This window comes from Ideonella sp. B508-1 (assembly GCF_000333615.1).
Lineage (GTDB): Bacteria > Pseudomonadota > Gammaproteobacteria > Burkholderiales > Burkholderiaceae_C > Ideonella.
This window is the reverse complement of sequence record NZ_BADL01000141.1, coordinates 1-20,092: the sequence shown is the minus strand read 5'-3', so window position 1 is coordinate 20,092 and position 20,092 is coordinate 1. Positions and strand designations below refer to the sequence as shown.

The 20,092-nt window shown below is 68.4% G+C and carries 18 protein-coding genes, 1 tRNA gene and 1 pseudogene; 16 read left to right on the top strand and 4 right to left on the bottom strand.

Translation table 11 applies throughout. The annotated features are described in order from the left end of the window. The first annotated feature begins 149 nt into the window (after window positions 1-149). Genes I73_RS06260 through I73_RS06250 form a run of 3 tightly spaced genes read left to right on the top strand, consistent with a single transcriptional unit; the run spans window position 150 to window position 2,031 of the window. Window positions 150-818: a GGDEF domain-containing protein gene (locus I73_RS06260; protein ID WP_083876581.1), complete on the top strand. Its 669-nt coding sequence runs from the start codon at window positions 150-152 to the stop codon at window positions 816-818. After that, complete coding sequence (locus I73_RS06255; protein ID WP_040499736.1) at window positions 815-1,615, top strand: MinD/ParA family protein; 801 nt, start codon at window positions 815-817, stop codon at window positions 1,613-1,615. Before I73_RS06260 ends, I73_RS06255 begins: the two co-directional genes overlap by 4 nt. Beyond that, the gene (locus I73_RS06250) at window positions 1,615-2,031 is read left to right on the top strand and encodes a group II truncated hemoglobin (protein WP_022979827.1); all 417 of its coding nucleotides are present in this window, start codon (window positions 1,615-1,617) and stop codon (window positions 2,029-2,031) included. Before I73_RS06255 ends, I73_RS06250 begins: the two co-directional genes overlap by 1 nt. Window positions 2,032-2,034: 3 nt before the next feature. Here I73_RS06250 and I73_RS06245 read toward each other — a convergent pair whose 3' ends face one another. After that, entirely contained in the window at window positions 2,035-2,700 is a 666-nt protein-coding gene (locus I73_RS06245; protein ID WP_022979826.1) for a Smr/MutS family protein, read from the bottom strand. A gap of 75 nt (window positions 2,701-2,775) precedes the next feature. Then, window positions 2,776-3,450, bottom strand: coding sequence for a DNA repair protein RadC (radC, locus tag I73_RS06240; protein ID WP_026096378.1), 675 nt, complete (start codon window positions 3,448-3,450; stop codon window positions 2,776-2,778). A 101-nt stretch (window positions 3,451-3,551) separates the two neighbouring features. On the opposite strand from radC, the gene I73_RS06235 reads away from it, so the two are divergent. The 8 genes from I73_RS06235 (at window position 3,552) to I73_RS26335 (ending at window position 12,946) form a co-directional block, all read left to right on the top strand. After that, complete coding sequence (locus tag I73_RS06235) at window positions 3,552-3,995, top strand: peptidylprolyl isomerase (protein ID WP_022979824.1); 444 nt, start codon at window positions 3,552-3,554, stop codon at window positions 3,993-3,995. 7 nt (window positions 3,996-4,002) lie between these two features. After that, window positions 4,003-4,974 carry a 4-hydroxy-3-methylbut-2-enyl diphosphate reductase gene (gene ispH / locus I73_RS06230; protein WP_022979823.1) on the top strand — a complete coding sequence of 324 codons (972 nt, stop codon included), beginning with the start codon at window positions 4,003-4,005 and terminating at the stop codon, window positions 4,972-4,974. A gap of 90 nt (window positions 4,975-5,064) precedes the next feature. After that, complete coding sequence (gene serS / locus I73_RS06225; RefSeq protein ID WP_022979822.1) at window positions 5,065-6,384, top strand: serine--tRNA ligase; 1,320 nt, start codon at window positions 5,065-5,067, stop codon at window positions 6,382-6,384. 28 nt (window positions 6,385-6,412) lie between these two features. After that, on the top strand, window positions 6,413-10,186 hold the full coding sequence (locus I73_RS32080; RefSeq protein ID WP_051049072.1) for an SNF2-related protein: 3,774 nt from the start codon (window positions 6,413-6,415) through the stop codon (window positions 10,184-10,186). Beyond that, window positions 10,158-10,694, top strand: a complete 537-nt coding sequence (locus tag I73_RS33755) for a DEAD/DEAH box helicase (protein ID WP_306304223.1) — start codon at window positions 10,158-10,160, stop codon at window positions 10,692-10,694. Before I73_RS32080 ends, I73_RS33755 begins: the two co-directional genes overlap by 29 nt. Window positions 10,695-10,847: 153 nt before the next feature. After that, window positions 10,848-10,938, top strand: a tRNA-Ser gene (locus I73_RS06210). 301 nt (window positions 10,939-11,239) lie between these two features. Continuing rightward, entirely contained in the window at window positions 11,240-12,571 is a 1,332-nt protein-coding gene (locus I73_RS06205) for a UDP-N-acetylglucosamine-peptide N-acetylglucosaminyltransferase (protein ID WP_234409425.1), read from the top strand. Between the two features lie 147 nt (window positions 12,572-12,718). Further along, on the top strand, window positions 12,719-12,946 hold the full coding sequence (locus tag I73_RS26335; protein WP_022979820.1) for a hypothetical protein: 228 nt from the start codon (window positions 12,719-12,721) through the stop codon (window positions 12,944-12,946). 48 nt (window positions 12,947-12,994) lie between these two features. Here I73_RS26335 and I73_RS26330 read toward each other — a convergent pair whose 3' ends face one another. Next, window positions 12,995-13,738 carry a GGDEF domain-containing protein gene (locus I73_RS26330; RefSeq protein ID WP_159105854.1) on the bottom strand — a complete coding sequence of 248 codons (744 nt, stop codon included), beginning with the start codon at window positions 13,736-13,738 and terminating at the stop codon, window positions 12,995-12,997. Window positions 13,739-13,999: 261 nt separating this feature from the next. On the opposite strand from I73_RS26330, the gene I73_RS26325 reads away from it, so the two are divergent. Next, window positions 14,000-15,094 carry a serine protease gene (locus I73_RS26325; RefSeq protein WP_234409424.1) on the top strand — a complete coding sequence of 365 codons (1,095 nt, stop codon included), beginning with the start codon at window positions 14,000-14,002 and terminating at the stop codon, window positions 15,092-15,094. 42 nt (window positions 15,095-15,136) lie between these two features. Then, complete coding sequence (locus I73_RS06185) at window positions 15,137-16,030, top strand: hypothetical protein (RefSeq protein ID WP_022979817.1); 894 nt, start codon at window positions 15,137-15,139, stop codon at window positions 16,028-16,030. A 389-nt stretch (window positions 16,031-16,419) separates the two neighbouring features. Here I73_RS06185 and I73_RS06180 read toward each other — a convergent pair whose 3' ends face one another. After that, window positions 16,420-17,751 carry an NRAMP family divalent metal transporter gene (locus I73_RS06180; RefSeq protein ID WP_022979816.1) on the bottom strand — a complete coding sequence of 444 codons (1,332 nt, stop codon included), beginning with the start codon at window positions 17,749-17,751 and terminating at the stop codon, window positions 16,420-16,422. A 527-nt stretch (window positions 17,752-18,278) separates the two neighbouring features. Between I73_RS06180 and I73_RS30760 the strand changes: the two genes are divergently transcribed. From I73_RS30760 to I73_RS26315, 3 genes and pseudogenes are all read left to right on the top strand, one after another. After that, entirely contained in the window at window positions 18,279-18,875 is a 597-nt protein-coding gene (locus I73_RS30760; protein ID WP_083876577.1) for a Spy/CpxP family protein refolding chaperone, read from the top strand. Window positions 18,876-18,959: 84 nt separating this feature from the next. After that, window positions 18,960-19,667, top strand: coding sequence for a response regulator (locus tag I73_RS06170; protein ID WP_040499738.1), 708 nt, complete (start codon window positions 18,960-18,962; stop codon window positions 19,665-19,667). After that, window positions 19,664-20,092, top strand: a pseudogene (locus I73_RS26315) (two-component sensor histidine kinase); the annotation flags it as partial. The gene I73_RS06170 and the pseudogene I73_RS26315, both read left to right, overlap by 4 nt.

Sequence of the window (20,092 nt, the reverse complement as noted above, 5' to 3'; positions counted from 1 at the left end):
ATTTCGGCATCTGACCGCCAGTTCTTCACTGCTAGACTGCATTGAACCCCCACAGATATCCGTCATTTCACACACTCTGTGAATCTGTGAACACCTTCACCAATCACCGCGCGCTGGCCGATCCCGGCACCTTGCGGCTGGACCACGCGATGCAGTTGCTGCAGCAGTCTGGCCACGGGGAGCTGTGCGGCGCACCGGGCAGCGTGGCCTGGCTGCAGGGATTGATCGACGCCTTGTGCGATCTCTCCAGCCGGGACGCCCTGTCCGGCCTGGCCAACCGCCGGGCCTTCGAGGGGTCGCTGCTGCGCGAGATTGACCGGGTGGCCCGTTCCGGTGAGCCGGCCCTGCTCCTGATCCTGGACATCGACCATTTCAAGCGGGTCAACGACAGCTATGGCCACCGGGTGGGTGATCTGGTGATCACGGCCGTGGCCGAGACTTTGCAGGAATGCGTGCGGCCGATGGACCTGCCGGCCCGCATCGGTGGCGAAGAATTCGCCGTGATCCTGCCCAACTGCGCGCCGGCCTTCGCCCTCACCGTGGCAGAGCGGCTGCGCACCCGCATCGAGAATCGCATCATCGAGATCAGCCCCTCCCAGTGCCTGGGTGTCACGGTCAGCATCGGGGGCGCTTTCGCGCCCCAGTGGGTGCGTTCGACGGCCTCCCTGTGGATTGAACGTGCCGACCTGCAGCTCTACCGGGCCAAATCCGAGGGCCGCAACCGCACCTGTCTGGAACCCACGCCCGTCTCCACGGTCAGCGCCAAGGAAAAGGGCCTGCTCTTCGGCGGCGCCGTGCCGGAGGACAACGACGCATGACCACTCTTTTGAATTTGTCCGCGCCCGCGGCAGGCGCCACGCGGCAGGCCCGCATCACCGCCATCACCAGCGGCAAGGGCGGGGTGGGCAAGACCTTCTCCTCGGCCAACCTGGCGGCCGCCCTGGCGCGCCAGGGCCTGCGGGTGCTGGTGCTGGATGCCGACCTGGGCCTGGCCAACCTGGACGTGGTGCTCAACCTTTATCCCAAGATCACGCTGCACGATGTCTTCACCGGCAAGCATTCGCTGGAGGAGGCCGTGATGCCGGCGCCCGGCGGCTTCTCGGTGTTGCTGGCTGGCTCCGGCATGGTCGAATATTCCCGTCTGACCCCCGATGTGCGCGAGAAGCTGCTGGACGTCATCCGCCAGATGCGCCCCCACTTCGACCGCATCCTGCTGGACACCGGCGCGGGCATCTCCGACGTGGTGCTCTACACCGTCTCGCTGGCCGACGAGGTGCTGATCGTCAGCACGCCGGAGCCCACCTCGCTGACCGACGCCTACGCCACCATCAAGGTGCTGGCCACCAGCCACGGCCGGCGCGATCTGCGCCTCTTGATCAACCAGGTGAACCGGCCCGGCGAGGGGCGCACCATCCGTGGCCAGCTGCAGCAGGTGGTGGACCGTTACGTCACGCCGGGGCTGGATGCCCCGGTCAAGCTGGAGTTCCTGGGTGAGATTCCCTCGGACCCCGCGGTGCGGGAGGCGGTGGCTCGCCGACAATTGCTGCTGGAATGCTTCCCCGGCAGCCCGGCCGCTCAAGCGATGGTGGCTGCCGCCACCCGCCTGAGCGCCTGATGAGCACCGACGACACCGAGAACACCCCCACCCCCGGCCCCACGCCCTTCGAGCAGCTGGGGGGCGAGCCCGCCATCCGGGCCCTGGTGGACCGCTTCTACGACCTGATGGACCTGGAGCCGCGCTACGCGCTGCTGCGCTCGGTGCACGGCAGCACGCTGGACGACGCCCGCGACAAGCTGTTCTGGTTCCTCTGTGGCTGGCTGGGCGGTCCCAACCACTTCATCGACCGCTTCGGCCACCCGCGCCTGCGCGCCCGCCACCTGCCGTTCTCCATCGGCGTGGAGGAACGCAACCAGTGGCTGGCGTGCATGTACCAGGCCATGGAAGAGCAGGGCATCGAGCCCGGGCTGCGCACGCGCCTGGAGCGCTCGCTCTTCGAGACCGCCGACTGGATGCGCAACCGGCCGAACTGAGCTTCAGGCGCCGGGGGCGTTCGCCGCGCCGTGGCGCCGGCTGCCCAGCAGCACGATCAGCGCGCCCGCCCCGCCCTGCGGGCCCGAGGCCTGCGCGAACGCGATCACCTCCTGGCGCTGGGCCAGCCAGCGTTGCACCTTGGCCTTGAGCACCGGCTCGCGCCCGGGCGAGCCCAGGCCCTTGCCGTGCACCACCCGCAGGCAGCGGCGGCTGTGCTGGTGGGCCTGGCGGATGAAGCCGGCCAGGGCCTCGCGGGCCTCGTCGCGCCGCAGGCCGTGCAGGTCCAGCTCGCCCTGGATGCTCCAGTGGCCGCGTCGCAGCTTGCTCACCACGTCGGGGCCGATGTCCGGCCGGCGAAAGCTCAGGCCATCGTCGGTCAGTAGCAGGGATTCCACATCCACCTCGTCCGAGAGGGCGGCCTTCAGCGCCGCCTGCTCGTCCAGCTCGCGCTGGCGGGGGATGGGCTCGGGCAGGGGGCGGTTGGCCACGGCCCGGTCGGCCCGCCGCAGGGGCTGCACAGGGCCCACGGCACGGCTGAAGAGGTGGCGCTCGGCTTCGGCGCGGGCCTGCTCAGCGGCCAGGCGGGCGCGTTCGGCTTGCGCTTCAGCCTCGGCACGGCGCAGCTCGGCGCGCAAGCGGCCCAGATCCTGCAGTCCGTGTCCCTTCATCGCGTGTCTTCCTCTGGCAAGGCGCTAGCCTACAACAGCCGGCAGACACGGGCCGATGACAGGGCCTCGCCAGGCTCAGAGCAGCCCGCGCTCCGCGAAGCTGACCACCTCGCCGGCGCCCACCACCAGGTGGTCCAGCACCCGCACGTCCACCATCTGCAGCGCCGTCTTGAGCGACTGGGTCAGGAACTCGTCGGCCTTGGAGGGCTCGGCCAGGCCCGAGGGGTGGTTGTGCGCCAGGATCACTGCGCCGGCGTTCAGGTCCATGGCCTGGCGCAGCACCTCGCGCGGGTAGACGCTGGTCTGGGTGAGGGTGCCGGTGAACAGCTCGCGCCACTCGATCAGCCGGTGCTGGCTGTCCAGAAAGAGCACGCCGAAGACCTCCTTCTCGCGCCGGGCCAGGTGCAGGCTGACATAGTCCTTCACGGTGCGGGGCGAGTCGAATACCGGGCCGCGTTCCAGCGGCTGGCGCAGGGCGCGGCGGGCCATCTCCATCACCGCGGCCAGCTCGGCCCGCTTGGCCGGCCCCAGGCCCTTGACGCGGCGAAAGTCTTCCGCCTGGGCCTGCAGCAGGCCGCCGAAGCCGGCAAAGCTGCCCAGCAGCTCGTCGGCCAGCATCAGCACGCCCTTGCCCTTCAAGCCGGTGCGCAGCAACAGGGCCAGCAGTTCCGCGTCCGCCAGGGCCGCCGGCCCCTGGGCCAGCAGCTTTTCCCGCGGGCGCAGGGCCGCGGGCAGATCCTTCAATGACATTCCTCGCTCCCTGAGCGGGAAAGACCGTGTTTCCGGTGTGCCCCCGGTGCCACGGCCTGCCCCGTAAAATCGGGCCAGACTATCAGCGCGAGCCACACCCTGTGAATACCATCCAGCCGGGATCCTTCCTCACCTTGCACTACCGTCTGGCCGGGCCGGACGGTGCGGATGTGGTCACCACCTTCCAGGACCAGCCCGCCACCCTGATGCTGGGCAGCGGCCAGCTGGCGCCGGCCTTCGAGGCCAAGCTGCTGGGGCTGGAGGAGGGCGCGCGCGCCAGTTTCACCCTGGCGCCGGGCGAGGCCTTTGGTGAACGCAACCCCGAGATGGTCCAGCGCGTCAGCCTGGCCCTGTTGCGCGAGCATGGCGACCCGGAGGCCGAGTACAACGTGGGCGACGTGGTGGAGTTCCCCACGCCCGATGGCCAGGGCCGCTTTGCCGGCGTGCTGCGTGAACTGGTCGACGACAGCGCGGTGTTCGACTTCAACCACCCGCTGGCGGGCCAGGCCGTGACCTTCGAGGTCCAGGTGATCGGGGTGCTCTGAGATGACGATGACGGCACAACCCGGTGACATCCTGCTGGCCGAGCCGCGCGGCTTCTGCGCGGGGGTGGACCGGGCCATCGAGATCGTCGAGCGCGCCCTGAAGATCCACGGCGCGCCGATCTATGTGCGGCACGAGATCGTGCACAACACCTACGTGGTCAACGACCTCAAGGCCAAGGGCGCCATCTTCATCGAGGACCTGGCCGACGTGCCGGCCGGTGCGACGCTGGTGTTCTCGGCCCACGGCGTGCCCAAGGCCGTGGAAACTGAGGCAGCGGCGCGGGGCTTTCGCGTCTTCGACGCCACCTGTCCGCTGGTGACCAAGGTGCATGTGGAAGTGGCCAAGCTCTCCAAGGAGGGCTACCAGTTCATCATGATCGGCCACAAGGGCCACCCCGAGGTGGAAGGCACCATGGGCCAGCTGCACGAGGGCATCTTTCTGGTGGAAGACGCCGCGGATGTGGCCACGGTGCCGGTGACCCGCCCCGACAAGCTGGCCGTGGTCACCCAGACCACGCTGAGCGTGGACGACGCCGCCGAGATCCTGGCCGCGGTGAAGGCCCGCTTCCCGCTGGTGCGCGAACCCAAGAAACAGGACATCTGCTACGCCACCCAGAACCGGCAGGACGCCGTCAAGGTGCTGGCGCCGGCGGTGGACGTGGTCATCGTGGTGGGCAGTCCCACCAGCTCCAACAGCAACCGCCTGCGCGAGCTGGCCGAGCGTCTGGGCACGCCGGCCTACATGGTCGATTCGGCGGACGATCTGAAGGCCGAGTGGCTGGCCGAGCGGCCGCGGGTGGGCCTGACCGCAGGGGCCTCCGCGCCCGATGTGCTGGTGCAGGCCGTGATCGCCCGGCTCAAGGAACTGGGCTCGGTGTCGGTGCGGCACATGCCGGGCGTCAAGGAGACGACCGAGTTCCCGCTGCCCAAGGGCCTGGGGGACAAGTCCATGGCCGAGTTCGCCGCCTCGCGATCCTGAGGCCGGAATCCCGCTGATTCCACACGAGGGGCGGGCGCCAGCGCGCGCCCCTCTGCCTACAATTTCCCGAATTCCCCGAAAGAACACACCATGCTCGACATCAGCCTGCTGCGGCGCGACCTGGACGCCGTCGTGGCCCGCCTCCAGACCCGCAAGAACCCCCAGCCCTTCCTGGACGTCGACCGTTTCAAGACGCTCGAAGGCGAGCGCAAGCAGTTGCAGGTCCGCACCGAGGAGCTGCAGGCCAAGCGCAACAGCCTGTCCAAGCAGATCGGCATGCTCAAGGGCAAGGCCGCCAAGGGCGAGGACACCGCGGCCGAGGTGAGCACCCTGATGGCCGAGGTGGCCGCCATTGCCGATGAGATGACCTCCGGCGCGGCCCGTCTGGACGCCCTGCAGGGCGAGATGGCCGACATGCTGCTGGGCGTGCCCAACCTGCCTCAGGCCGAGGTGCCGGTGGGCGCCGACGAGACCGCCAACGTGGAAGTGCGCCGCTGGGGCACGCCGCGCAGCTTCGACTTCCCGGTCAAGGACCATGTGGACCTGGGCGCGCCCCTGGGCCTGGACTTCGAGACGGGCGCCAAGCTCAGCGGTTCGCGCTTCAGCGTGATGCGCGGTCCCATCGCCCGGCTGCACCGCGCGCTCGCCCAGTTCATGCTGGACCTGCACACCACCCGCCACGGCTACACCGAGTGCTACACGCCCTACATCGTGCACGGCAAGACCATGCAGGGCACCGGCCAGCTGCCCAAGTTCGAGCAGGACCTCTTCCACGTCACCTCCGGTGCGGCCGAGGCCGCCAGCAGCAAGTGGTACCTGATCCCCACCGCCGAGGTCACGCTGACCAACACGGTGGCCGACAGCATCCTGGCGGCCGATGAACTGCCCATCAAGCTGATCGCCCACAGCCCCTGCTTCCGCTCGGAAGCCGGCTCGGCCGGCCGCGACACCCGCGGCCTGATCCGCCAGCACCAGTTCGACAAGGTCGAGATGGTGCAGATCGTCGCACCCGAGCACAGCAACGCCGCGCTGGAGGAGATGACCGGCCACGCCGAGGCCGTGCTGCAGGCCCTGGGCCTGCCCTACCGCGCGGTGCTGCTGTGCAGTGGCGACATGGGCTTCGGCTCCACCAAGACCTACGATCTGGAAGTGTGGGTGCCGGCGCAGAACACCTACCGCGAGATCAGCTCGTGTTCCAACATGGGCGACTTCCAGGCCCGCCGCATGCAGGCCCGCTTCAAGAACGCCCAGGGCAAGACCGAGCTGGTCCACACCCTCAACGGCTCCGGCCTGGCGGTGGGCCGCACTCTGGTGGCCGTGCTGGAGAACTACCAGCAGGCCGACGGCAGCATCGCCGTCCCCGAGGCGCTGCAGCCCTACCTGGGCGGTCTGACCGTCCTGCAGGCCTGAGCCTGACGGGCCGCCCATCCTGTCCGGTGTGACGACCGAGGCCCACGCCGCGCTGCCGCCCCTGGCGCGCGCGGTGCTGGGCGCGCTGGCGCTGGGTGCGGTGGCACGCCCGCGCAGCTGGGTCTTCGAGGCCCTGGCCGAACCCGCGCTGCGCGAGGCTGGCGAGCGCCGCCCCACCCAGGAGCAGGTGCGCGAGGCCCTGCATGCGCTGGGGCAGGGCGGCTGGGTGGCGCAGGACCTGCGCCGCACCGGCTACTGGTCGCTCCAGCCGGCCGCGGTGGCGCCGGCCTGGCAGGCTTTGCTGGACACCGCGTCGGCCGAAACCCTGCGCGACACCCTGGCGCGCTGCGACGGCTACCCGCTGCTGGCGCTGAGCCGCCATGGCGACACCCGCCTGCCTTCGGTGGATGCGGCGGTGGCGCGCATCCGGCTGGAGGCGCTGACCGGCGCTTCCCTGCTGGAACTCAAGGGCCTGGAGCCCCGCCTGCCCTGGGGCTGCGACCGCCTGGACCAGATGCTGCCGCTGGCCGTGGGCCCCGTGCTGAGCGACGCCACCTGGCCCTGGCTGGCGCCCGAGGTGGCCGCCATCACCCTGCAGGACGCCGTGGTCGGCTGCCTGAACCTGCTGCCCGCCCCCGAAGGGCTGGACCTGAACGCCGCCGTCACCGGTCTGCTGGCCCGGGGCGGCCCCGGCGAGCCAGCCGCCCTCAACGTGCTGCGCTGGACCCAGGCCGAGTGGCTGTGCGCCCAGGGGCGGGGGGAGTGTCTGGAGGCCTGCGTGGCGCCGGCCCTGCAGGCCAGCGGCACGCCCGACGATGCGGCCCTGCCGGGGCGTATGGCGCTGCACGGCGCCTTCCAGGCCCTGCTGGCCGCGCAGGCGGGGCAGTGGGCGGCCTGCATCGTTGGCACCGAGCAGGCCCTGGCCGACCTGCGCAAACTCACCGGGCGGCGCACGCGGCTGCTGCCTCAGTTGGCCGGCACCGCCTATGTGCTGGCCCTGCTGGCCCGCGGCACGGCGGCCGACCTGGCCACGGCGCTCAAGTTCTGCCTGGGCGAGGGCGGCAAGCGTGAGCCGGTGCTGGACAGCCCTTATGGTTTCATCGCCCTGGCCATCCAGATGCGCCAGGGCGAGGCCCGGCGCGAGCTGGGCAGCTTCCGGCCCTACACCCTGGGCGGGCGGGTACAGGTTTCGCCGCTGGACCTGTGGCGCTGGCTGATGCGCGCCTGGCTCAAGGAAGGGGCTCTGCCCGAGACCCTGCTGCCGGCCGAGATGGAGGCGGCCGGCCAACTGCGCGAGCGCCTGCGGGCCGCCGGACAGCAGGCCGCCGTGGCCCAGTTGGACGGCGCTCTGGCCGTGCTGCAGGGCGAGCGGCCCCCGGCGGGCTTCTTCATTGCCGGTCCGCGCGAGCAGTGGCAGCAGGCCCTGGAGGCCTTGCAGGGCATCGTCGCGCCCACGCCGGCCGAGCCCGCAGCCGCTGCCGAGACCCGCTTGCGCTGGGTGCTGGAGCTGGACACCCGGGGTGCGGTGCTGGACCTGCTGGCCCTGGAGCAAAAGCAGGGCGCGCGCGGCTGGGGCAAGCTCAAGGAGGTGCCGCTGTCGCGCCTGCAGCGCGGGGCCGAGGCCCTGCCGCCGGCCGATGCCGCGGTGGCCCGCACCCTGCAGCAGGAGCGCTACGGGCGCGATGTGCGTTTCGATCTGCCGGCCGCCGTGGCGGCGCTGGTGGGTCACCCGTCCGTCGCCCTGTCCGACGACCCCGAGCAGCCCATCGAACTGCAGGAGGCCAGTGCCGAGCTGGAGGTGCTGCGCGAGGGCGAGCGCCTGCGGGTGCGCCTGTGGCCGCCCATGCAGGTGGCCGCCGACGAGGCCCAGGCCCGTTGGGGCGGCAGCGCCGCCGAGCAGAAACAGCTGGAAGCGCTGCGCCTGATCTGCGTGGTGCGCGACGGCCCGCGCCGGGCGCGGCTGGTGCGCCTCACCCCGGCCCAGAAGCGGGTGGCTCAGTTGCTGGGCCCCCAGGGGCTGGACATCCCGCCCCAGGGCGCGGGGCAGCTGCAGCAGGTGCTGACCGGCCTGGGGGCGCACTTCCGCATCCACAGCGACGATGCCCAGACCGCCCAGGCCGCGCGCGAACTGCCTGCTGATGCCCGGCTGCGCGCGGAACTGGTGCCGGTGGGCGATGGCCTGCAGCTGCGCCTGGTGGCGGCGCCCTTCGGGCCGGACTTCGCCGCCGAGGGCCCGCGCCTGGTGCCCGGCAGCGGGCGGGCCCGGCTGGTGGCCACGCTGGGCGGTGAATCGCTGGGCGTGCAGCGCGACCTGGCGGCCGAGCGCGCCCACCTGGACACCGTGCTGCAGGCCTGCCCGCTGCTGGCCGCCGCACCCGAGGGCGCGCCCTGCGAATGGACGCTGGACGAGCCCGAGCAGGCCCTGGCCGTGGTGGAACGCCTGCAGCCGCTCAACGCCCTGCAGGCCCTGGACTGGCCCCAGGGCCAGGCCCTGCGCGTGGACAGCCGCGGCACCGCCGCCCTGACCCTGCGCGTGCACACCCGCCAGGAATGGCTGGCGCTGGAGGGCGAGCTGGCGGTGGACGAGGAACTGGTGCTGGGCCTGCAGCAGCTGGTGGCCCTGCAGCAGGGGCGCAAGAGCCGCTTCGTGCCGCTGGGCGAAGGCCGCGTTCTGGCGCTGACGCAGGAACTCAAGGAGCGTCTGGACGCCCTGGCCGTGGTGGCCGGGCTGCGGGCCGGCAAGGACGATCTGGCCACGCTGCGCATCCCCAAGCTGGCCGCGCCCTGGCTGCAGCAGCTGACCGAGGACTTGAGCGTGCAGGTGGACGAGGCCTTCGCCCAGCAACTCGCCCGCCTGGACGAGGCGCGGGCCTGGGTGCCGGTCCTGCCCAAGACCCTGCAGGCCACGCTGCGGCCCTACCAGGAAGAAGGCTTCGAATGGGCCATGCGCCTGTCGTACGCCGGCCTGGGCGCCTGTCTGGCCGACGACATGGGCCTGGGCAAGACCCTGCAGGCCCTGGCCGTGCTGCTGGCCCGTGCCGCGCAGGGCCCGGCCCTGGTGGTGGCCCCCACCTCGCTGGTGGGCAACTGGCGGGCCGAGGCGCGGCGCTTCGCCCCCTCGCTGGACGTGCAGGTCTATGGCGAGCCGGGGGCCGACCGGGCCGCCCAGCGCGCGCTGGACCGGCCGGGCCAGGTGCTGCTGGTGTCCTACGCGCTGCTGCAGCCCGAGGCCGAGGCCTTTGCCGCACGCCCCTGGGCCACCCTGGTGCTGGACGAGGCCCAGGCCATCAAGAACGCGGCGGCCAAGCGCACCCAGGCGGTGTTCGGCCTGCAGGCGGGTTTCCGCCTGGCACTGTCGGGCACGCCCATCGAGAACCGGCTGGGCGAGCTGTGGTCGGTCATGCAGGCCTGCAACCCCGGCCTGCTGGGCACGGTGGCGCGCTTCAACGAGCGCTTTGCCGGCCCCATTGAACGCAAGCGCGACAAGGCCGCGCGCCGGCAGGTCAGCGGCCTGATCGCCCCCTTCATCTGCGTCCCACCAAGGCCCAGTGCTGGACGACCTGCCGCCGCGGACCGAGCTGGTGCTCAAGGTGCAGCCCGACGCCGCCGAGCAGGCCCACTACGAGGCCCTGCGGCGCGACGCCCTGGTGGCCGCCGAGCGCAGCCTGTCGGGCGACACACCGGGGCAGGCCCAGTTCAACATCCTGGCCGGGCTGACCCGGCTGCGCCGCGCCGCCTGCGACCCGCGTCTGGTCACGCCCTCACTGAGCCTGGTGGGCGCCAAGGTGCAGGCCTTCGGTGAGCTGGCGGCCGAACTGGTGGCCAACGGCCACAAGGCCCTGGTGTTCAGCCAGTTTGTCGACTTCCTGGCCCTGCTGAAGGCACCGCTGGACGCGGCGGGCATCGCCTACCAGTACCTGGACGGCAGCACCCCCGCGGCCGAGCGCATGCAGCGCGTCGACGCCTTCCAGGCCGGCGTGGGCGACCTGTTCCTGATCAGCCTGAAAGCCGGCGGCTTCGGCCTGAACCTGACCGTGGCCGACTATGTGGTCATCGCCGACCCCTGGTGGAACCCGGCGGTGGAAGACCAGGCCAGCGGCCGGGCTCACCGCATCGGCCAGCAGCGGCCGGTGACGGTCTACCGTCTGGTCACCGAAGGCACGCTGGAAGAGAAGATCCTGACCCTGCACCGCGACAAGCGCGAACTGGCCGACCTGATGCTGGCGGGCGAGGAGGGCGGTGCGCTGCCTTCGGGCGAGGAGCTGATCGCGCTGATGCGGGAGCAGGCCTGGCCGGACGAGTCGTCGTGAGCGCGGTTGGAGGCGGTGGGTGAGATTCCCACGCGAGCCGCTTGCTGAACTTCAAAAGCCTGCGCTAGAATGCACAGCTTCACTCGGTGGTGACCACCCCAGGGTGAAAGTCTTCAGGAGCGCTTCTCGAAGCACCTGAAGATGCCGCTTTCAGGAGAGGTGGCAGAGTGGTCGATTGTACCTGACTCGAAATCAGGCGTACGTGAATAACGTACCGAGGGTTCGAATCCCTCCCTCTCCGCCAAAGATCGTTCCGGCAGCGTCCGTTGAGGACCGCTAGAACAGCACAAAGCCCCGCCAGACGGGGCTTTTTTGCGTCTGGGCGTTCCGCCAAGGTCCGTTAAGGTTCGGCAAGAGCCGGGACTTTTTGGGGGCACATTTGGGGGCACAGGAAGGCCCCACGCCCAAGCACGGCGTAGGACTTGCTTGGGCCATTCGTGACCATTCAACCTGCCTCTCCCATGTCGGGCTCCAGACACATCCGACATTACGCCCGCGCAAGAGCCTGGTGTGAGTGGTCCGACTTCCACACTTGGCCCGACCGCGTGCGCGCCGACATGGTCGATCCGGCGGCGGCGACCTGGCCCCCCTTTCTGCTGCTGGGCATGCCTGGCATTGATGCCGCCGAGCAGCGTGTTTGCGCCACCCGCTGGCTTTCGGAGCGGCTGTCTGCGTTGCGCACGGGCCCTGAGGCACCCCCGGCGGTTCAGTTCCAGGGGCCCCCGGGCAAGGCCCGTTTGCGCGTAGGTTACCTTTCCGGCGACTTTCAGCAGCACGCCACCGCGATGCTGATGGTGGAGATGCTGGAAGCCCATGACCGCAACCGCGTCGAGCTCTACGCCTACAGCCACGCGGAAGATGATGGCAAGGGCATGCGTCAGCGCTTGATGGCCGTATTCGATGTGTTCCGGGACATCCATACCTGGGACGACAGCCGGGCCGCAGGGCAGATGCGGGACGACCAGTTGGACATCCTGGTCGACCTCAAGGGCTACACCCAAGGCAGCCGCACCCTGCTGCTCGCCCATCGCCCCGCTCCCATTCAGGTGAGCTTTCTCGGCTATCCGGGCACCCTGGGTCAGGACTTCGTCGATTACCTGATCAGCGATCGCTTTGTGACGCCCCACGCGGCTGCGGGTGACTATCAGGAGGCGCTGGCCTGCATGCCCCACAGCTATCAGCCCCGGGGGCGGGTGAGTCACCTGCGGCAACCGGTGCCCACGCGACAGGCGGCGGGCCTGCCAGCGCAAGGCTTCGTCTTCGCCTGCTTCAACCAGGCCTGGAAGCTGACACCGGCGGTCTTCGATGCCTGGTGCGAACTGCTGCGGTCCGTTCCGGACAGCGTCCTGTGGCTGCTCGACGATCCCCAGGCCAGCGGCAACCTCCGCAACGAAGCGCTGGCGCGTGGCGTGTTGCCGCACCGCCTGATCTTCGCGCCCGATCTGTCACAGGCCGAACATCTGGCCCGTCTGCCGCTCATGGACCTGATGCTCGACACCTGGCCCTACAACGCCCACACCACCGCCAGCGACGCGCTTTCTGCTGGCGTGCCGCTGGTGACCCTGACGGGCGCCACCTTTGCATCCCGGGTGGCAGGTGGCCTGCTACAGGCGGCCGGACTGTCGACGTTGATCACCTACACGTCCGCGGACTATGTGGCGCTGGCGCGCGCCCTGGCATTGGACCCACCCCGACTTCAGACGCTGCGCCGTGAGTTTGAGGCGCGGCGCCACGCCGCACACCTGTTCGATGTCCTGGCCTACACGGCCGACCTTGAAGCGCTCTATGCGCAGATGTGGGCCCGCCACGAGGCGGGGCTGCCACCGGTGGCCATCGACCTGCCCACGCCGGTTCGGATGAAGAAGACGGACGCGTGACGCCCATGCAGAGTAGGATGCAGCGGCAGGCCCGGTGTTCGGGGCTGTCTTCCTGCAGGCCCCATCGTGGGGGCGCCCTGCACGCGGTCCTTCCCTAGGAGCAAACGGCTCGTCGTTCGCTCCATCCACACACGCAAGGGCCCGACCATGTCCCCTGAATCCACCCTGATCCTGCGCCGCGAGTCCCTTCGGGATGCGCTTCCCACTTGTGTCGACCTGCTGCGCCTTCGCCGCGCGAGCGAAATCGAGACCGGGCACATTGAAGACTATGTGGCCTTGGATTGGCTCGAATGGCATGCTGGCGGCCTTCGACTGACGGTGGTGGGCGAGAACATCCGCCGGCAGGTGATGCGTCGCCACCTTTTAAAGGCCTGACGCGGACGCAGTTGACCTTGCGCCTTGGCCTTGCTGCATCTGTGCGAGTCAGGTCACCGTTGCCGCCTGGTCGTCTGGCCGTTGAAGCCTGGCGTTCTTGACACGGTACATGGCTTCGTCGGCATGCTGGAGCAGAGCCTCCACGCTGCTGCCATCCTCTGGATACACGCTGAACCCGAGACTGGCGGAAAGGCAGGTGACCCAGCCATCGAGCGAAGTTGGCTCATGCACGGCATGCTCAATCTTCAGAGCAAGCTGATCGACGTCACTTCGCAAGGCGGTGGGCGCAATGACCACGAATTCGTCTCCACCGAGGCGGCAGACCGTATCGCTGGCTCTGACAGCGCCAGTCAAGGCGCGTGCTACCTGCTGAAGCATCCGATCACCGACCGCGTGCCCGCGCAGATCGTTCAGTCGCTTGAAGTCATTCAGGTCCAACAGAAAGACCGCGACATGGTGTTTCTGCCTGTCGGCAACCTCGAGCTCCTGCATGAGCCTGTCCCGCAGGACGCTGCGATTGCGCAGGCCGGTCAACGGGTCGGTCTGGGATGCGTGCACAGCCAAGTTCAGTGCAGCCAAGGTAGCCTGGACCTCCTTGGTCGCCAGGAGGTTGGTCGCCAGGAGTTGCTGATTCTCGGCGCGTACGCCCTGCACCGTGGCCAGCCCGGAATCGCTGCGGGCCTCACGAATCGCTGCTCGTATCGTTGAAAGAGCAGTTTCGGCCTTCGCGATCTCCAACCTCAGTACGGCCAGTTTGCGCCGCGCCCTTTTGTAGCCGTTTCGTGCGTTCAAGAGTCCCCCCTGTCGCCCACGTGCCAGTCCAGACGCTTGGGGATCATCACTGCGGTCCGTCAGCCCGTCAATCGGAACAGGCGGTCTCACAGAGGATCAAGGCTGCCAGCTTGGGCTGAGGTCGGCGCCAGCCCTTCGGGATAGGATGAGACCCCTGACGGGGCGTTGAACGTGGCAAGCCCCCGCCCATCGATCTGCTTGAAACGCCATGGGCGCGAAGTCGCCTTTGACGGGACAAGTCCTCACCAGGAGCGCTGTCCCTTGCCTTCTTCCCAATCCGATCCCCCTTTTGATGATGAAGGCATGGCGCCTGCGAAGGGTGTTCCAAGCTCCAGCCAGCATTCTCCTGCCCTCTTCGCCGACAACGGCGAGTACGCCGAACTGGAGCGCCAGGGTGCTAAGGCGGCAGTTCGCGGGGAGGATATGGCCTCCAATCCCATGCGCAACTCGGTCAACCAGCCAGAAGCCACTGGCGAGAGCCTGCAGCGGTGGGCGGACAGACGCGATGCCTGGGACCATGGATACCGTTCCCAGTTGACTCCAGCGGGTCCGCCAGCCCCCACAAGCTGTGACGGGCGAGTACAGGACGAGGCGCTGTTTGGTGTCACCCGCGTACTGACCTTCCAGGGACGCAACAGCCTGTCCTCGGCCAGTGGTTTCTTCTTTGAGCGTGATGGACGGCTCTTTCTCATCACCAGTCGGCATGTGCTCTTCGACGCACCGAGTCGGCACACCCCTGATCGCATCGAGATCGAGATCCACACGGATCCTGGTGATCTGACGAGCTTGTCCACCTTGTCGATTCTCTTGCATCGGGGCGGTCTGGCGGCGTGGCACCAGGCCCGGGATGGCGGCGGAGACATTGATGTGGCCGCTCTTGAAATCGACAGAAGCGCCTTGCCCGCCGATGGCGTCCTGCGTGCTTTCGGCGTGACGCACCTCACTGCTGGATTCGACATGTTCGAGGTTGGCGACAGCCTGGCCATCCCCGGATTCCCTCTGGGTTTCTTTGACACCGTTCACCACCTTCCGGTGGTTCGGCAGGCCAGCATTGCCTCTTGCTATGGCGTTCGCTTTCAGGGACAGGGATTCTTCCTGACGGATGCGCGCATGCACCGCGGGAGCAGCGGTTCGCCGGTGCTGGCCCGGACCGGAGCCGTCCGTGGCGCGGGGCGCCCCCGCTGGTTCCTCCTGGGTGTGCATTCCAGCCGCATGGACATGGCCACGCGGGACATCACCCAAGACGAGTCACTGGGCCTGAACTGTGCTTGGTATGCCGACATCTTGCTCACGCTGACTGACCGGGAAGATGGCCGGCTTGCCGATGAGCGCGATGGGGCCGACAAGAGCCCTTGAGTTTCTGGGTGATCCAGCTTAAAGAAGAGCACGGCCAATCACATGGCCGAGGCCGTGACCAAGGCGGGCGCCCGCCTGTACGGCAGCGCGGGCCGGTCCTGGCTGGAATGGCTGGCCCCGCGGTTTGAAGCGCTGCCCGGCCTGCTGGCCCCAGCCATCGAGCGCCACCGCGGCGCCATGGTGCCCGAGGCCGCCAGCGAGCAGGTGCGCCGGGTGGGTAACCGCTTTGCCCTGGTGGCCGCCGCGGGCGAGCTGGCCATTGAAGCCGGCATCTTGCCGTGGCCAGCCGGGCACGCCGCCTGGGCCGTGCGCGAGTGCTTCAACGCCTGGCTGGCCGCCCGTGGCCACCTGGACAACGGCGAAGAGGTGGCCATGCTGCGCCAGGTGCGCGCCTTCCTGGAGACGAACGGCGAAGCACTGTTCACCTGGCACCACCGGGCCATGGATGACCACAAGCCCAACACTCCGCTGCGCGCCGGCTTCAAGATTCTGATGGACGGCGATGGCGAGCCGATCAAGGCCGACTCAGCCACCGACTACCTGGAACGCACCGGCAGCGCCATCCTGGAGCGCCGCGAAGCCACGGTGGATTACATGATCCTGCGCGAGCGCTGGCGAGACATCTGCAAGGGCTTCGACCACTCGGCCGTGGCCACCCTGCTGCGCCAGCGCGGCCACCTGGTGCACGAAAAGGACCGCCTGACGAACAAGCGCCGTCTTCCCGGGATGGGCCTGACGGCGTATTACCACGTCAAGGCGTCGATCTTCGCGGACACGCTGTGGTCTGACCTGCACGCCGGCTGGCTGGCGCCACCTGAATGGCCCGAAAGCCGGGCCTCAAGCTCCGAAGGGGTGTTCCCGTCCAAACAGGGCGACGGGAACACCCTTTTGCATTGGCGGGAACAGAAAACTCTTTTGAGGAAAATGGGTTACTGAGGGTGTTCCCGCCGTCCCGCTGTTCCCGTCGATTTTGAAGCCAAGTCGAAATTGAAAAAGAGGAACAGGACGCAAAATACACGAAACATGGATTGGGGCACGGCTGGGGGCATGCGACTTCCTGACACCCCGGGAACCCGCGCCAATGCTGGGTTCCCAGCCTTTTTACAGCTGACTCCCTCCGCCAAATAGCCCCCGAAAAGCCGCTTCTAGCGGCTTTTTCTTTGTCTACCCATAAATCAGCCCGCAATGCGCAGTGCCAGCGTTGTCGGCAACCAACGCCTATGAGCAGGCTACCCAAGAAGAACCGTCTGACCGGCGTCAACGCCCAGGACTAAATGGGTATTCCATGCTTCCTGCTCAAAATTGAACCGGCAAGGTTGCGGCGCTCAGGCCGTGATGAACATCACCGCCACGGCGACTGCCATCACAACGGTGGCCGCCCAGCCAATGAAGCGGTGGCGTCCCGAGATCGTCAGTGCGCCCATGACCCGGCTCGATTGGCCGATCCACATCATCACGGCCATGATTGGCACGGAGATGACGCCATTGACGATGGCGCTCCAGACGAGCGCTTTTATGGGATCAAGCTCGAACGCGCTCATCACCGTGCCGATGGCCGTGGCGGCGATGATGATGGCGTAGAAGCCGCGTGCCTCATGAAAGCCATGGGCGAGACTGCCCTTCCAGTCGAGCCCCTCGCTGACTGCGTACGCTGCTGACCCGGCAAGGACTGGCACGGCCAGCAAGCCGGTGCCGACGATCCCCAGCGTAAAGACCGCGAATGCGAATTCGCCGGCCACGGGGCGCAGGGCCTCCGCAGCCTGGGACGACGTCTGGATATTCGTGATGCCATGCATGTTCAGCGTCACCGCCGTGGCCAGCACGATGCACAGCGCGACGAGGTTGGAGAAGGACATGCCGATGTAGGTGTCCTGCTTGATGCGGAGCAGGTGGTCCTGGGCATAGGCGGGCACCGAGCGCAACTCGGCTGCGTTGGGCCGAAGGCGGATCTCCTCGACCTCCTGCGCGGCCTGCCAGAAGAACAAGTAAGGGCTGATGGTCGTTCCCAGCACCGCCACGCTCATGCTGGCGTAGTCGCTGAACTTCGCCTCAGCGGGGAAGAAGACCCAGGGCTGCAATGACTCCAGGGTCGCCTGATGCCACGGAACGCGCACTACCAGAACAACCGCAACGTACGAGAATAGCGCGAGTGTCAACCACTTGAGCACACGAACCGAGCGTTCATACGAGAAGAGCACCTGAACAAGAACGCAGGTGCTTCCGAATCCAACGATGAAGAGGACGTGCGGGCCACCCACCAGTAGGTGGGCTGCTTCCGCCATGGCTCCGATGTCGGCCGCGATGTTGATCGTGTTGGCCACCACCAGCAGGGCCACCAGTGACAGGGTCAGCCAGCGAGGGCAGACCTTGGCGATGTTGGCAGCCAGGCCTTGGCGGGTCACCCACCCGATACGGGCTGACAGCATCTGGATGCCGATCATCAACGGCGTGGTCAGCAACAGCATCCACACCAGACCGAAGCGGAATTGCGAGCCGGCCTGGGAGTAGGTGGCGATACCGCTGGGATCGTCGTCGGCGGCTCCGGTAATGAGGCCTGGACCGAGGCACTGGGTGAACTTGCGGGTGTCGGGCAGTTTGTTGAGCGCAGCCTGATAGGTGTTCGACAGCAGTCGGCGGCGGGCAATGAGTTGATGCACGGGGGTCTCCCGCCATCGCGCTCTGGGCGCAATGGACGAACGCGACACCGACAGTGCCGCGTGCTCGTGAAGGGTCCGGGAGGCCGTGGCTCGACAACAGGGCGAGCAAATTGCGGGCGCGATCCCGGGAGTGGTGGTTCTCAGCCTCCACCGCCCGGTGCGCGCTGGCTTGAAGCGTTCAAGCCCTCGACTGACAGGACGGCGAAGGCCAGCTGGTAGGCGCTGGGTTCATGGCAAAGCCGTCAAGTGGAGATGCCCGAATTGTCCGCAGGCTGGCCTTCTCCGGTCAACCCAAGAATCCACGCTGAAAGCCTGCAGCAAGGCGGCGCGCAGGAGAGGATGGTCCGGTGAAGGCGCTCATCGCGGAGCAACGGGACTGGGGTGTCCCGCGGCTGAGCGAACAAACTTGGCGGATGCCTGTTTCTGGCGAGCGGTTTACCGATCTTTACGGATGGGCCAACGCGGGCTAACGCAGCCCCCTGAGCATTGCCTTCCATGGCCCGGTGGGGCTCAGAAAGGATGCCGCGATGAAGCGTTCGAGCCCGGGAGCGCATCAGGCCCGGGTGGCTTGTTTGGGGCTGCTGTTGGTGTTGCTGGGAGGCTTGGGGGTGGTGGCGCTGGCCTCCGCGCAGGGCTTGCCGTCGCCAGGTCATTCCCCGGCGGGCGGGCCGATGCCGATGCCGATGCCGATGCCCATGCCCCGGCCTGAGGTGCCGATGCTGGATGTGCTGCACTGCGATCGCCTGCCGCCGGAGCTCCAGCTCTCGGCTGCCCAGCGCGAGAAGCTGCAGGCCATTGCCGAGGGCTTGCGGGCCGATCATCTGCAGCAGCGAGAGGCCGACCGCGTCCTGGCCGACCGGTGGTCTGGCCTGCTGAGTGCCCAGACGGTGGATGCTCAGGCCGCCGAGGCCCTGCGCGTGCAGATGGAGCAGGCCCATGACGCAATGAGTCGGCGGCTGCTGCAGGCCACGCTGGATGCGGCGGCCGTGCTGACCCCGGCCCAGCGTTCCCAGTTGGCCCTTCTGTGGAAGGCGCCTCCAGGATCCGGCGATCGTGGTGAATTCGATGACGGACCGCGGCCAGGCATGCCTGATGTGCCGCCGCCTCCGCGTTTTGTGCAGTGATGGGTTGAAGGAGAGGGAGTTACCATGCTGACGTTCCAGTCTTCCCAGCGGGCGCCGCTGTCGGCGTCCGACCTGAAGGTCGAGATGACGGCTGCCAAGATTCTGCTGATTGACGATGATTCCCGCCTCACCGCCATGGTGGGCGACTACCTGCGTGGCCACGGCTACGACGTGGACACCGCCGGTTCCCTGGCCGATGGGCGATCGCGCCTGCAGGTGGGGGCCTTCGATGCGCTGGTGCTGGACCTGATGCTTCCCGACGGCGATGGTCTGGACCTCACCCGCGAGTTGCGCAATGACGCCCGGCTCAAGCGCCTGCCCCTGCTGATGCTCACCGCGCGCGGTGAGCCGATGGACCGCATCGTCGGCCTCGAGCTGGGCGCGGACGACTACCTGCCCAAGCCCTTCGAGCCGCGCGAGTTGCTGGCGCGGATCAAGGCGCTGCTGCGCCGCGCCACGCCCGAGCCCGAGGTGGAGGATGTGCTGGAGTTCGGTCGCCTCGAGGTGGACCTGGGGGCCCGTGAGGCCCGCCTGGGTGGCAAGCGCTGCGAGCTGACCAGCCACCAGTTCGATCTGTTGGCCGTGCTGGCCCAGAGTCCGGGCCGGGTGCTCAGCCGTGACCAGATCATGGATGCCCTGAAGGGACATCCCCTGGAGGCCTTCGACCGGTCCATCGATGTGCATGTCTCGCGCATCCGGGCGGTGATCGAGGACGACCCGAAGAACCCGAAGCGGGTGCTGACCGTGCGTGGGACGGGGTACGTGTTCGCGCGCCGCCAGGACGCGGATTGAGATCTCTCTACATCCGGATCTGGCTGACCGTCATCGCGGCGCTGGCGCTGTTCGCGCTGGCGTCCGGTTGGTTGCTGGAGCGCCACCTGTCCCAGGAGCGGGCCCGGGCCGATGCGCTGCTGTCCGAGCGTTTGGCGGGCTGGGGTCCCTTGATCCAGGGGTCCCTGCCTCCGCACACGGCCTCCCAGGCCGAGCAGACCGCCGCGCTGGAAGGCTGGGCACACCGGATGCACACCCCGCTGGCGCTGCTGGACGCCTCGGGGCGGCGCATCGCCGCGTCACGGCGCTACCTGGAGATCGAGGCGGAGGGGCATGGGCGCGCGCTGACCGTGCCGCTGGAGGATGGCCGCAAGCTGTCCATCATGCGGCCTGAGTTCCGGATGCTGCCCTTGCGGCGGCTGCCTCCAGAGATCGCCGCCTCGGGT